14 protein-coding genes are annotated in these 13,383 nt (G+C 63.2%); 5 read left to right on the top strand and 9 right to left on the bottom strand.

Annotated elements, in window-relative coordinates:
• Nucleotides 1-13: 13 nt before the first annotated feature.
• The 3 genes from CTATCC11996_RS10035 to CTATCC11996_RS10025 are packed head-to-tail and all read right to left on the bottom strand — an operon-like array spanning nt 14 to nt 2,864.
• On the bottom strand, nt 14-820 hold the full coding sequence (locus CTATCC11996_RS10035) for a hypothetical protein (protein ID WP_003075716.1): 807 nt from the start codon (nt 818-820) through the stop codon (nt 14-16).
• Nucleotides 821-823: 3 nt separating this feature from the next.
• Nucleotides 824-1,255: a DNA polymerase III subunit chi gene (locus CTATCC11996_RS10030; RefSeq protein ID WP_003075714.1), complete on the bottom strand. Its 432-nt coding sequence runs from the start codon at nt 1,253-1,255 to the stop codon at nt 824-826.
• Nucleotides 1,256-1,307: 52 nt separating this feature from the next.
• On the bottom strand, nt 1,308-2,864 hold the full coding sequence (locus CTATCC11996_RS10025; protein ID WP_003075713.1) for a leucyl aminopeptidase: 1,557 nt from the start codon (nt 2,862-2,864) through the stop codon (nt 1,308-1,310).
• Between the two features lie 23 nt (nt 2,865-2,887).
• On the opposite strand from CTATCC11996_RS10025, the gene lptF reads away from it, so the two are divergent.
• From lptF to CTATCC11996_RS10000, 5 genes are read left to right on the top strand one after another with little or no spacing between them, the layout of a single operon-like run.
• Nucleotides 2,888-3,997, top strand: a complete 1,110-nt coding sequence (lptF, locus tag CTATCC11996_RS10020) for an LPS export ABC transporter permease LptF (RefSeq protein ID WP_003075711.1) — start codon at nt 2,888-2,890, stop codon at nt 3,995-3,997.
• Nucleotides 3,994-5,097 carry an LPS export ABC transporter permease LptG gene (gene lptG / locus CTATCC11996_RS10015; protein WP_003075709.1) on the top strand — a complete coding sequence of 368 codons (1,104 nt, stop codon included), beginning with the start codon at nt 3,994-3,996 and terminating at the stop codon, nt 5,095-5,097. Before lptF ends, lptG begins: the two co-directional genes overlap by 4 nt.
• 2 nt (nt 5,098-5,099) lie before the next feature.
• The gene (locus CTATCC11996_RS10010) at nt 5,100-5,528 is read left to right on the top strand and encodes a sirohydrochlorin chelatase (RefSeq protein WP_003075708.1); all 429 of its coding nucleotides are present in this window, start codon (nt 5,100-5,102) and stop codon (nt 5,526-5,528) included.
• 58 nt (nt 5,529-5,586) lie between these two features.
• Nucleotides 5,587-6,528, top strand: coding sequence for a CysB family HTH-type transcriptional regulator (locus CTATCC11996_RS10005; RefSeq protein ID WP_003075706.1), 942 nt, complete (start codon nt 5,587-5,589; stop codon nt 6,526-6,528).
• Between the two features lie 40 nt (nt 6,529-6,568).
• Nucleotides 6,569-7,735: a pyridoxal phosphate-dependent aminotransferase gene (locus CTATCC11996_RS10000; protein WP_003075705.1), complete on the top strand. Its 1,167-nt coding sequence runs from the start codon at nt 6,569-6,571 to the stop codon at nt 7,733-7,735.
• Nucleotides 7,736-7,851: 116 nt separating this feature from the next.
• Here the strand turns inward: CTATCC11996_RS10000 and CTATCC11996_RS09995 are convergent, their stop codons facing one another.
• The 6 genes from CTATCC11996_RS09995 to soxY form a co-directional block, all read right to left on the bottom strand.
• Nucleotides 7,852-8,961, bottom strand: a complete 1,110-nt coding sequence (locus tag CTATCC11996_RS09995) for a YeeE/YedE family protein (RefSeq protein WP_003075702.1) — start codon at nt 8,959-8,961, stop codon at nt 7,852-7,854.
• A gap of 108 nt (nt 8,962-9,069) precedes the next feature.
• Nucleotides 9,070-10,803: a thiosulfohydrolase SoxB gene (gene soxB, locus CTATCC11996_RS09990; protein ID WP_003075700.1), complete on the bottom strand. Its 1,734-nt coding sequence runs from the start codon at nt 10,801-10,803 to the stop codon at nt 9,070-9,072.
• A gap of 213 nt (nt 10,804-11,016) precedes the next feature.
• On the bottom strand, nt 11,017-11,670 hold the full coding sequence (gene soxX / locus CTATCC11996_RS09985; protein WP_003075699.1) for a sulfur oxidation c-type cytochrome SoxX: 654 nt from the start codon (nt 11,668-11,670) through the stop codon (nt 11,017-11,019).
• A gap of 9 nt (nt 11,671-11,679) precedes the next feature.
• Nucleotides 11,680-12,489 (bottom strand): sulfur oxidation c-type cytochrome SoxA, encoded by an 810-nt coding sequence (gene soxA / locus CTATCC11996_RS09980; protein ID WP_034348669.1) that lies wholly within the window; start codon nt 12,487-12,489, stop codon nt 11,680-11,682.
• Between the two features lie 78 nt (nt 12,490-12,567).
• Complete coding sequence (gene soxZ / locus CTATCC11996_RS09975) at nt 12,568-12,879, bottom strand: thiosulfate oxidation carrier complex protein SoxZ (protein WP_003053938.1); 312 nt, start codon at nt 12,877-12,879, stop codon at nt 12,568-12,570.
• Between the two features lie 32 nt (nt 12,880-12,911).
• Entirely contained in the window at nt 12,912-13,367 is a 456-nt protein-coding gene (gene soxY / locus CTATCC11996_RS09970; protein ID WP_034348784.1) for a thiosulfate oxidation carrier protein SoxY, read from the bottom strand.
• Nucleotides 13,368-13,383: the final 16 nt, after the last annotated feature.

The raw sequence follows: 13,383 nt of genomic DNA, 5'->3' as shown, positions 1-13,383 counted from the left end.
CAGCGCTCGGCGACTACTGGCGGGTCTGCTGCGCAAGCTCCGCCTCCACAGCCTCATAGACCGACTGACGCACCACGGTCTCCACTTCTTCACGCAGGCGAAGCACCATGGATCGGGTCTGTGCTTCCACAACCTGAGCTATTGCTTCCTTGAGCTTGTGCTCCAGCACAAGGTCCACCCGCTGCATCAGCCGGTGGACCAGATACTCTTCGGTCACCACGGCACCGTGTGCATCCAGCGCCTGCTGCAGGCCCGCTGCCTCCAAGACCGGTTCGGGTTCAACGGCCTGCACCACATCCTGTGCCTGGACGAGCGGCTCGGCGGCTTCCTCATGGAAGGGCTCAGGCCCGGGCTGAAGCTCTTCATCCTGGGCTTGGCCAGCGTCCGTAATGGATGGCTGCTCCGCCTGGTCTGCCAGCGGCAATGCCTCCACGAGTTCGGCAGTTACCGACTCAGGCTCAGGCTCCACCTGCCCGGCCGCTATTGCTTCCACCACCTCCCCAGCCATGCTTTGCGCAAATGACTGCTGCGGCGGCAAGGATTCCGGCAAGGGGGGCAGCTGATGTGGAATACCTGCAGGCCTGCCGCGGCCGTAGAGACCGTCCGCCAGCCATGAGGTATGAAACGACGGCCGCGCCAGAGGTACGACGCAGTCTCCCAGCGTTCGCGGACCTGGCACCTGTTGCACAGCTGCCTGAGACTGCTCCGGCTGCGCCGACTGAGCGTTGTCTGCAGCGTCTTCGGGCGCGGAAGCTTCGGGCTGAACCACCTCGGTCAGGGTGGGGACGAATCGTGGCGGAACTTTGGATGAGGAGTTCATGACCTAGCCCTTGAGATTCAGATCGTGCCGGACAATGGAAAAACCACGCGCAGCATAGTCGCGCCAGCGGACACGCGCATCCTGGCGATCCATCTCATCGCCGGAAGACACGATTTCCACCACGCGAGCGAAGCGCTCAAACCCCGACGGCACCTGCGGCGTGAGGTTGACCAGCACATCGTAATGAGGCAAGTCCTGCAGGTGTTCGGTCAGGATGACGGGAGAAGCAGCAAGCATCTGCGCACCATCCGACTCGCAAGCATGCGCAAGAAAATCCGTGGCCGAGACGCTCCACAAACGGGGCGAAAGCCGGCTCAGCGCAGCTCCATCTCCCAGAACCACGATGCGCGCACCATGACGCAGAGCCTTGCGTGCGAATCGGCACACATAGCCCAGCTTGTCTGGCGCATTGAAATGAAAGGCAATTTCTGTCACAACTCTTGGCGGCAGAGGCGGTCTGAAACCAGGCCGCCTCTGCCGACTTTTCTTAAGCCGAAGCCTTGGCAGTCACACGCGTGCGGCGCGAGGCCGCAGGCTTGGCAGCGCTCTTGCGCGACGCCGAGGTCTTGGCCGTCGCGGGCGCAGGGGCTGCCTTGCCTTGCTGGCCCAGCAGATATTGCACCAGCAGACCCACGGGGCGACCGGTGGCGCCCTTTGCAGCACCGCTCTTCCAGGCAGTACCGGCGATATCCAGATGCGCCCAGGGAATATCGCCCACAAATTTCTGCAGGAACTTGGCGGCCGTCACAGCGCCCGCAGCGCGCCCTGCCACGTTGCCCATGTCCGCAAAATTGCTCTTGAGCCCATCGGCGTACTCCTCGTCCAGAGGCATGCGCCAGCAAGGATCGAGTGCCGCGTCGCCCGCAGTCTGCAAGGCCGCTGCCAGCTCGTCGCTGGTCGAGAACAGGCCGCTGCGCAAGCCGCCCAAGGCGATCACGCAAGCACCGGTCAGCGTGGCCATATCGACCAGCGCAGAGGGCTTGAAGCGCGCCGCGTAATGCAGCACGTCGCACAGCACCAGACGGCCTTCGGCGTCGGTGTTGAGAATCTCGATGGTCTGGCCGCTCATGCTGGTCACCACATCGCCAGGCTTGATGGCTGCGCCGTCGGGCATGTTCTCGCAGGCGGGGATCAGGCCCACGACGTTGATGGCGGGCTGCAGCCTGGCCAGTGCCTGGAACACGCCCAGCACGCTGGCAGCGCCGCCCATGTCGAACTTCATCTCGTCCATCTCGGCCGCTGGCTTGAGCGAGATGCCGCCGGTGTCAAAAGTAATGCCCTTGCCCACCAGCACGATGGGGGCCACGCTCTTGGCCGCACCGTTGTAGTGCAATTCAATGAAGCGCAGGGGCTCGCGCGAGCCCTGTGCCACTGCCATGAAGGCGCCCATGCCCAGCTTGGCCACTTCAGCGGGGCCGTGGATCTTGCAGCTCATGCGTGCAGCCTTGGCAATGCTCTTGGCCGCATTGGCCAGCAAGGTGGGCGTTGCATGGTTGGCCGGGCGGTTGGCCCATTCGCGGGCCGTGTTCACGCCTTCCTGCTGCGCCACGGCAGTATTGAAAGCAGCGGTAACCGCAGCCGTCTTGGACGATACGCCCAGCACGAGCTTGGTCAGCGCAATGGGCTTGGCCTGGGATTTGGTGTGGGTATAGAGGTAGGTCGCATCGGCCACTGCCTGCACGGCGGCCGCTACAGCCTGGGCATCGGCATCAAAGGCAAAGCTCACAACAGCCTTGGCAATGCCGTCGGTCTTGAGCACCGCGCCACAGCCGGCCAGCGCATTGCGCACATCCCTGGCCGAGCCGGCCCCAGTGCCCAGCAGCACCACACGGCGTGCGGCAATGGCGGGCACTTGGTACAAAGGCAATTGCTTGCCGCAAGTCAGGGCAAAATCCCCCTGTTTCACCGCGTGAGCCACCATGGCTCCGATGGCGTCGCTGCCGAATGTGCCCGATGCTGCCTGCTCGGACACCAGCACCAGCAACAGATCACATTTTTCACGCGCTGCGGCGGCAGCGGTCAGAGCCTTCAGTTCAAAGTTCATAATCGGTGTTTTCCTTTTAGCCAATGTTATTCGATTCATCCATACGCAAAGAGCTGGCCCGCAGCTTTGGCGCGACGGCCGTGGTTCTGATCACTGTGGTGATGACCATGATGCTGATCCGCACCCTGGGTCAGGCTTACAAGGGCAGTGTCAGCCCTTCCGACGTGATGCTGGTCATGGGTTTCACCGTGCTCGGACAACTCCCCACCATTTTGGGCCTGAGTCTGTTTGTCGCCATTGTGGGCTCACTGTCGCGCATGTATCGCGACAGCGAGATGGTCATCTGGTTTGCTGCCGGCCAGGGCCTGGCCAGTCTGCTCAAACCCTTGCTGCGCTTTGCCTGGCCGGTGATTCTCATCACGGCCGTGCTGGCCCTGGGCGTGCTGCCCTGGTCCTACCAGCAAATCGAGCAGATCAAGACCCAGTTCCAGCAGCGCAGCGATTTGGATCGCATCGCACCCGGCGAGTTCCAGGAATCGGCGGGCGGCACACGCGTGTTCTTCGTCGACAAGGACTCCCCCTCGGACATGGCGGCCAGCAACGTCTTTGTGGTCTCGCGCGACCCGGGCAAGGAGTCCGTGACCTCCGCCAAGGGCGCGCATCTGGCCGTCATCAAGGGCCAGCGCATGGTGATTCTGGAGGACGGCCAGCGCATGGAGACGCGCAGCGACGACGGCTCGGTACGTATCACTGAATTCAAGGAATACGGTGTGCAGGTCGACAATGACAACCCCGTCACCATCGAAGAAATGGCCGCGCGCAGCATGCCCACCAAGGACTTGATCGGCAAGGACGAGCCGATCGCCCGCTCCGTGCTCGCATGGCGTCTGGGCCTGCCCTTTGCGGCGCTGAATTTTGTCATTCTGGGCCTGGCCATCTCCAGTGTGAACCCGCGTGCGGGCAATAGCAGCAGCCTGATGATCGCCCTCTTCGCATTTATCGTGTACTACAACCTCATGACCCTGGGCGAGAGCTGGGTCAGCGCCAACAAGATAGGCATGTGGGGCATTCTGGGCCTGTTGCACGGCAGCATCCTCACGCTCAGCGTGCTGGTGCTGGCGGCGCGCCATTTCCGCTGGTCGCCACGCGATCTGCTGCTGCGCTCGGGCAAGCGTCAGGAGAGCGCACGATGAAAGTTCTGCGCAACCTGATCTATCGCGAGGTCATACAGGCCGTCCTGTATGTCTCGCTGGCCTTTCTGGCGCTGTTCTTCTTTTTTGATCTGGTCGATGAAATGCGCTGGGTGGGCAGCGGCAATGCCGGCTACACCGCCACGCGCGCGCTGCTGTTCGTGGCCCTGTCCATTCCGGGCCACCTCTACGAGCTGATGCCGATTGCCGTGCTGATCGGCGCCATCTTCGTGATGGCCAAGTTCGCCCAGAGCTCGGAGTTCACCATCATGCGCACCAGCGGCATGGGCCCCTGGCTGGCGCTGCGCACGCTGCTGGTACTGGGGATGAGCTTTGTAGTGCTCACCGTGCTGGTGGGTGACTATATTGCACCTGCTGCCGACAACTTCAGCCAGAAACTGCGTGTGGTCAGCAAAGGCCAGATCTCCCGAGGCGCCACCGGAGCCTGGCTCAAGGAAAAGCAAGGCGATCACTCGGTCGCCATCAACGTCGGCGCCGTCAAGAGCCCTGGCGACTTCGTCAATGTGCGCATCTTCGAGTTCGACAGCAAGGGCCGCATCGCTGCGCAGATCAGCGCCCAATCGGCACAGGTCGATGAAGACGAAGAGCAGTGGACGCTGCAGGGCGTGCAAGGCAGCAAGGTGGCCCAGGATGGCGATGTCACCAAGCTCAGCCGAATCAGCGAAGCCAGCATGAACTGGCCAACCAAGGTCACTGCGGCCATGGTCTCGGGTGCGCTGCTCAAGCCCGATCGCATGACCACGATTGCACTGTTCCAGTTCGTACGTCACCTGCAAGATAACGGCCAGGCGGCGCAGAAGTACGAAATCGAGTTCTGGCGCAAGGTCTTCTACCCGTTGAGCTGCCTGGTGATGGTGGTTCTCGCCCTGCCTTTTGCCTATCTGCATTTCCGCTCGGGCGGTATCACGGCCTATGTATTTGGCGGGGTGATGGCCGGCATCAGCTTCTTCCTGCTCAACAACGTGTTCGGCTATATCGGCACTCTGCAATCCTGGTGGCCCTGGCTGGCCGCCGCGGCGCCGGGTCTGCTCTACACCGCGCTATCGCTCTCGGCCTTTGGCTGGCTGGTACTGAGGCGCTAGCCATGGATGACGCAGCCAACCACTCTCCAGACCGGGCCGGTCTGATCCTGCTGGCCCATGGCTCCAGAGACCCTCTCTGGCGCCAGCCCATAGAGGCCGTGCATCAGCTGGTACAGGCAATGCAGCCCGGCCTGCCCTGCATGTGCGCCTATCTGGATGCCTGCGCACCGGATCTGCCTGCCGCCGCGCAGAGCCTGATTGCGCAAGGCGTCAAACACCTGATCGTGCTGCCGCTGTTCCTCGGTACCGGCAAACATGCACGCGAAGACATTCCGCGCCTGCTGGACGAATTGCGCCGCCAGCATCCCGGCTGCCAGTTCGATCTGCAGACCGCAGCGGGCGAGAATCCTCGCGTCACGTCCCTGCTGGCGCAGCTGGCGATAGAGGCGGCAGCCGGCACCGAAGCTCTCAAACATACAGATTTCAAATAAAAAATAGCTTCTTTAGATATTTGAAGCATAATGATGCAAGTTCTTAGTCCATGCCGTCATGAACCTGCATCAATTCCGCTTCGTTCAGGAAGCCGCCCGCCGCAATCTCAACCTCACCGAGGCGGCCAAGGCCCTGCACACCTCCCAGCCCGGAGTCTCCAAAGCCATCATCGAGCTTGAGGAAGAGCTGGGCATCGATATCTTTGCGCGCCACGGCAAGCGTCTCAAGCGCATCACCGAGCCGGGACAGGAAGTCCTCAAGAGCATCGAGCTGATCATGCGCGAGGTGGGTAATCTCAAGCGCATCGGCGAGCAGTACAGCGCCCAGGACAGCGGCACGCTGAGCATAGCCACCACCCACACCCAGGCCCGCTATGTGCTGCCGCCCGCCGTGGCACGCCTGCGCGAGCTCTACCCCAAGGTCACCATCAGCCTGCACCAGGCCACGCCTGCCGAAGTCGCGCGCATGGTGATCGACGAAGTCGCCGAGATCGGCATGGCCACCGAATCGCTGGCCGACTACCCCGATCTGGTGACCCTGCCCTGCTACGAATGGCAGCACGTGCTGGTCATCCCCACGGGCCACCCGCTGGCGCAGAAAGAGCGCATCACGCTGGAAGACATCGCCCAGGAGGCCCTGATCACCTACCACCCGTCCTTTACCGGACGCGGCAAGATCGACCATGCCTTCGAGATGCGCCGCCTGCATCCGCATATCGTGCTGGAAGCCATCGATGCCGACGTGATCAAGACCTATGTGCGTCTGGGTCTGGGCATCGGCATCGTGGCCGAGATGGCCATGCGCGACGACACCGTCAACGACCTGGTGGTGCGCCCTGTCGGCCATCTCTTCGGCACCAGCGTGGCGCGCGTGGCCATCAAGCGCGGCGCATACCTGCGCAACTTCGTCTACCGGTTTGCCGAGCTGCTCAGCGACCGACTCTCGCGCGACCTCATCATGCGCGCCATGAACGGCAGCGTGGACGACTTCGGGCTCTGATCCGGCCCGCCTCAAGGGCCGGTGCCTGTGCGCCCGGCCCATGCATTGCAAGACTATCGTGACTCCCAATTTCCCCAGCAAGCTGCCCAATGTGGGCACCACCATCTTCACCGTCATGTCGGCGCTGGCCGCCGAGCACAAGGCCGTCAATCTGGGCCAGGGCTTCCCCGACTTCGGCTGCGACCCAAAGCTGCTTGACGCTGTCAACGATGCCATGCGCGCCGGTCACAACCAGTACCCGCCCATGACGGGCTGGCCCGCGCTGCGCGAGGCCGTGGCCGCCAAGATCGAAACGCTGCACGGTCGCCGCTATGACGCGGGCAGCGAGATCACCATCACTGCCGGCGCCACCCAGGCCATTCTCACCGCCATCCTGGCCACCGTGCATGCGGGCGACGAAGTCATCGTGCTCGACCCCTGCTACGACAGCTATGTGCCCAATATCGAGATGGCCGGCGGCGTGGCCGTGCGGGTGCCGCTGACGCCCGGCAGCTTCCGCCCCGACTTTGCCAGGATCGCGGCCGCCATCACGCCGCGCACGCGTCTGCTGATCATCAACAGTCCGCACAACCCCAGTGCCACCATCTGGACCGATGCGGAAATGCGCCAGCTAGAGGCGCTGTTGGCACCCACCAATGTGCTGCTGATCAGCGACGAGGTCTACGAGCACATGGTCTTCGACGGCGCCCAGCATCTGAGCAGCGCCCGCTACCCGGGCCTGGCCGAGCGTGCCTTCATCGTCTCCAGCTTTGGCAAGACCTACCATGTCACGGGCTGGAAGGTCGGCACCGTGGCCGCACCCGCCGCTCTCAGCGCCGAATTCCGCAAGGTGCACCAGTTCAATGTGTTTACCGTGAACACGCCCATGCAGGCGGGTCTCGCGCAGTACATGCAGGACCCCGCGCCCTATATGGAGCTTTCGGCCTTCTACCAGGCCAAGCGCGATCTGTTCCTCGGCGGCCTGCAGGGCTCGCGCCTGAAGCTGCTGCCCACGGCCGGCACTTATTTCCTCTGTGCCGACATCTCCTCGGTCTCGGATCTCAACGAGGCCGAGTTCTGCCAGTGGCTGGTCAAGGAAGTCGGCGTGGCCGCGATTCCGCTGTCGGCCTTCTACGGCGACGGCTTCGATCAGCGCGTGGTGCGCTTTTGCTTTGCCAAGAAGGACGAAACCCTGATCGAGGCAGCCGCGCGCCTGCGCAAGCTCTGAAACGCTGCGGCCCATAAAAAAGGAGCGCCTACCGCGCTCCTTTTCTCGTTTTCAGCATGTTTTCATGCTGAATCTGTTTATCAGCAAGCGCAAGAAGCTATCAAATTTACTTTGCCTCATGCCGTCTCTGCCAGATGGCGCAGCATCAGCACCGCCCCCAGCACAATGCCGGCCAGCGCCACAAAGCTGCCCAGGCTGAGCATGGAGATCGCACTGATGCCCTGGCCCACGGTGCAGCCCATGGCCGTCACCCCGCCTACGCCCATCAGCAGCCCGCCCAGCAAGTGACGGGCCAGGTCCCGGCGGTCGGCAAAGCCCTGCCACTGAAAGTCCCGGCGCCACAGCGCATGGACAAAGCTGCCCAGGACCACGCCAGCCACCGAGGCAATGCCCCAGGTCAGCACCTTGTTGCGATCGCTGAAGAACATCAGCCAGTCCAGCGTGTGCGCCACTGGCGTGACAAAGCTGAAGGCCTCGATACGGCCGCTATAGGTCGCGGCATAGACCTGCTCCAGCGTCTGGGGGTGTTCGGCCACCAGCGCCAGATAACCGCTGAGCCACCAGGCTGCCGTCACGCACAGGCCCACCAGCAGCCCGCCCAGCAGCACGGCCCGGCTGCGCTCGGCGCCGGGCCGGGGATCGAAGGCCAGCAGCAACAGCAAGCCCCCCAGACCCAGGCCCAGCACGCCGCGCAGCAGCGTCAAGGGCCAGGCTATTTGGCCGGCCAGCCACTCGGGCAGCAGGGCCTGGCCCGCGAATTCAAGATGCACGCTGTCCAGCCAGCGCACCCGCGCCACGGCGGTAATCCCCTTGAGCGTGGCAAAGGCGGCCACGCCCATGACCAGCAGCACAACGAGCGCCTTGAGGCTGCCGCTGCCCAGCCGGGTCAGATTCCTGGCCCCGCAACCCGATGCCAGTACCATGCCTGCGCCAAACAGCAACCCACCCGCCAGGGCCGACAGCCACAGAAGGCGGCGGCTGGCATAAAGGGCATCGCCCACTTGCAACTGGCCGCACAGCGCCAGCGCCGTGAAGCCCAGCATGCTCACGGCGATGGCCATGCACCACTGGCGCGCCCGCCCCCAGTCCTGCAGATAGACCACATCGCTGATGGCGCCCACGGTGCAAAAGCGGGTCTCGCGCATCACAAAGCCCAGTACGGCGGCCAGCAACAAAATGGCCACCAGAACGGTGGCCGTCAGGGAATCAAACTCGGCAGGACTCATGCGGGCATTGGACGGCGCGGCCCGGCTTCAAAGCAATGGCATATACCCCAGCCCGCACGATAACTGTGCCTTAATCGGATTTCCAAGCGTCTTTCCAATCGGCTTTCATCAGGCCTTGGCCAGCCCCTGATTGCCGCCGACATTGATCAGTCGGGGCTCGTCGAGACGGCGCGGCCCCAACGTCTTGCGGTCCTTGAGCCAGGGCTCGACCAGCTCCCAGATCTGTTTGTGGCCTGCGCTCTTGGCATCTTCGGCCACGGGAGCCCAGCCGGCCACCTTGTATTTCTTGTCCGCCTCCAGAAGTTGGCCGTTCAGGCGCATGTCGCTGATGCGCCGGCCCGCGCCAGCCGCCGGGTCGCACTGGTATTGCAGACCGCCCACGCGCACCATGTCGCCGCCCTGCTGGTAGTACGGATCGGGATTGAAGAGATTGTCGGCCACGTCTTCGAGCACCGTCTTGATCGTGGCGCCCGTCATCTCGGTCACGGTGGCGTAGGAATAGGTGGTGGCCGTCATGTCCATCAGCCATTCGCGCGTGATGTCCTGCCCGGCCAGCAGCGTTGTCCCCCAGCGAAAGCCCGGCGAGAAGGCAATCGGCGCATTCTGCACCTCCATCATGGCGTCCAGCAGCAACTGGTCGCCTGTGCCGTTGAAGTTGCCACGGCGATACAGCGTGCCGTCGGTGCGCGCCAGCACTTCGCCCAGCCGGCTTTCATAGGGTGCACGCACCCGGGTGATCAGCGCCTGCATCTGGGTATCGGCGGGCAGGATGCTGGCGAACACCGGCAGCAGCCGGTACTGGAAGCCGCGCACCTGGCCGTCCCTGACATCGAAGTCCAGCACTCCGAGAAACTTGCCGTTCGAGCCCGCGTTGGTGACGATGGTCTTGCCGCCCGCGTTCTGCACCAGCGTGGGCACAGGCATGCCGTCATGTGTGTGCCCTCCCAAAATGGCGTCGATACCGCGCACGCGGCTGGCCATCTTGAGGTCCACGTCCATGCCGTTGTGCGAGAGCACGACCACCACCTTGGCCCCTTTGGCGCGCACCTCGTCCACCATCTTCTGTAGATGGTCGTCCTGGATGCCGAAGCTCCAGTCCGCCACCATATAGCGCGGGTTGGCGATCGGCGTGTACGGAAAGGCCTGGCCGATGATGGCCACGGGCACGCCGTTGATCTCGCGGATCACATAGGGCTTGAACACCGGATCGCCGAAATCGGCCGTCTTGACGTTTTGCGCCACAAAGTCGGTCTGCGTGCCGAAGTCCTTGTCGATGATCTCCTGCACGCGCTGCATGCCGTAGGTGAACTCCCAGTGGCCCGTCATCACGTCCACGCCCAGCAGCTTGCAGGCATCGACCATGTCCTGGGCCTTGGTCCACAGCGAAGTGGCCGAGCCCTGCCAGGTATCGCCGCCGTCCAGCAGCAGCGCGCCCGGGCGCGAGGCGCGCATGCGCTTGACCAGCGTGGACAGATGGGCAAACCCGCCCACCTTGCCGTAGCGCCTGGCCGCCGCCTCGAAGTCCAGATAGCTGAATGCATGGGCCGAAGCCGTGCCGGGCTTGATGCCCACGGAGCGCAGCAGATGCTCGCCCACCAGATGCGGGCGCTGGTTCTTCATCGCAGCGATACCGAGATTGACATTGGGTTCGCGAAAGTGCACCGGATTGAGCTGAGCATGGCAGTCCGTCATATGCAGCAGGGACACATTGCCGAACGGCGCCACCTCATACAAGGCCTTGTCGGCCAGCGACTGGTCGGCGTAGGCATAGCGCTGCAAGCCCATGCCCGAGACACTGGCTGCCGCCAGCACTTGCAGAAATTCGCGTTTGGAAAGACTCATGCTGATATCCGTTGGTACCTATGCAAGCAAGGAGGCAAGCACGGGCATTTCTACCCTGCCTGATCCGAATTTGCATCAGTTGTGTCCGTAATGCTGCGCGCCGCAATTGCATGGCAAACGCCAGGCAGGGCACTCCATAGCGAAGGGTCATCCCCTCTCGAATTGCGAAGCACCGCAAGAGAGGGGACAAGCGGCATAGCCGCTCAGAGGAAGCTATTTGTTGACGGGAGAGGCAGGATCGACAAGCAAGGCGACAAGATCTCGTGTCTGCGCTTCGGTGAGGATGCCGGAGTGACCGAAGCGCGGCATGCCCGAGCAGGCGTTGTAGGCCTTGGCGTTCCAGATCTTGCCCCAGGTGTACTCGACGATGGCTCTGGATTCGGGGCTGCCCGGATCCTTGATGCCGCGAATCTTTCCATAGTTGTAGAGACTGGGGCCCAGCGTGCCAAAGGAGATTTCTTCCTTGCTGATCTGGTGGCAGTTGTAGCAGTTGCCGCCATTGGCGCTGCCAGCCTTGTCGCTCCAGGTCATGCCCCGGCCGTTCTGGGCGATCTTTTCGCCCTCCTTCCAGTCGCCGAGCAGCTTGCCATCCTGAGGCCATTTGACGGTCTTGAGATTGGCCGCTTCGATGGCTTGCGCACGCTCAGGCGCCAGCGGCTTGCCGGAGGCATCGGCAGCGCTGCAGGCCGCATTCGATTCGTCCTGCTGCAGGCGATCGACCTTGGCGATGCCCTGATCGCGAAAAGAGGTCTGCACCATCTTGGCCGTCAAGGCATCGATGTCCGCCACCCCGTCGACGGAGGCACAGCCGAGCACCAGCAACGATGCGGCCACGGCCAGGTACGGCATGTATTTTTGCTTGCGCATAGGGCCTCCTTATCGCTTGATGGCCGGTGCGGTCGATGCCCCGCCCTTGCCGTTGACGCCCATGAACACCCCCAGCGCCACCGTCACGTCGCTGGCGTAACCGGGATAGGGAAAGCGCTGCTGACGGAAGCAGTCGTTGAGGCGGCGCTGCATGCTCCACAGCTCGCCCGATGAGACGCGATAGGCGGGCCAGGCGCCAAAGCCTTCCGCTGCGCCGGGGTTCCTGGTCAGATTGGGCAGATCCTGCATGCGGATGCGCTTGCCATCCGCACCATGGCAGGAGGCACAGGCAAAGTCATGCGGGCCGCCGCGCATATAGAACATGCGCTTGCCCGCCTCGTACATCTGCCTTTCCTGCACATGGCCCTGGGGCAGGTTGAACTTCATGCCTTTGGACTGCGATGAAATCCAGGCCACCAGCCCTTCCATGTTCTTTTGCTCGTCCTTGCCGAACGGTGTTGCCGCAATCTTTTGCGCGTCCAGCCCCTGCAGCCTGTCCATGCAGGTCAGCAGGCGCGACTCCAGATCCTGCACCCTGCCCGTGTCCGCAAAATAGCGCGGCAGCTCTACAAATGCGCCCTTGACCACGCCCGGCCCCTTGCCCAGATCGCACTGCTCCAGGGACGCCTTGCGGGGGCCTCGCTTTTGCTTCCACAGCTCCTCGCCCTTCATCTCGAACAGCTCGGCGGGGTTGCCGTCCTGCAGCATCTCGCGGTACTCGGCAATGCCGTCGGCCGTGGACTTTTGCGCCAGCACCGGCGCGGACATGCACAGGGCCAGCACGGCGGCAGCCATCTGACTGGGGGAGGAATGTCTCATGGGGCAGCTCTCTGTTTTTTGATTGATTCTGGACTGGGATGAAGGCTGGCCGGCGGCCAGCCGCTGTCTGCGCCGTGCTCAGCTCACGGTCGCCTCATCCGTGCGGGTCTCGCCCTTGTTGTCCTTCCAGCTCACCGAGATCTTGTCTCCCGCCTTGGCACCCTTGACCACGAACTGCAAAAACGGGTTCTTGGAAACCGCGGGGCCCCACTCAGCTTGGAGCACCTGCTTGCCGTTGTGCGCGGCCGTCACCTCCTGGATAAACCAGGCGGGCACGGTCTTGCCTTCCGCATCCTTGCGCTGGCCGGTCTCCATCTCATGGGACATCAGCACGCGCACGGTGGTCTTGTCACCTGCAGCCTGGGCACGAATACGCATTGGATCAGCCATGTTCTTCTCCTGTTTCAGATGATTCGTTGCAATCAGCCGCCGCAGCCACCGAGGGTGACCTTGACTTCCTTCTTGGCATAGAAGGCCTTGCCGTCATTGGTGATGGCCACGGCATAGACATCCGAGGACTGGCCCAGCTTGGCGCGGGTCAGGAAGTTGGCGTCCAGCGCCTCGTTGACGGTGAAGGCCGCCACCAGCGTGTTGGGGTTCTTTTCCACCAGCACCAGCATCTGCTTCACATTGGGCAGCGTGGTCGCGGCGCCCAGGGGCACGACGGCCCCGTTTTCGGCGATGTCGGGCGCCGTCAGCGTCACGTCCTTGCTCTCGGCAGGCGCAGCAGCTCCCATGGCCTTGAGCACATCGGCCACAGTCTTGGCGTCGAAAGCGGTCTTGTTATAGGCCGCCTGCGCAGCCTGCGGCAGCAGGCCGGCTGCCATCAGCATGCCGAGCACGGCCGCGCTGTTCCTGAGGGCGTCTCTACGTTTCATCGTTGTCTCCTTTTCA

The organism is Comamonas testosteroni ATCC 11996 (genome assembly GCF_000241525.1).
In the GTDB taxonomy this organism is placed as follows: domain Bacteria; phylum Pseudomonadota; class Gammaproteobacteria; order Burkholderiales; family Burkholderiaceae_C; genus Comamonas; species Comamonas testosteroni.
The sequence above is the reverse complement of the archived record's forward strand: the minus strand, read 5'-3'. Positions and strand labels throughout refer to the sequence as shown.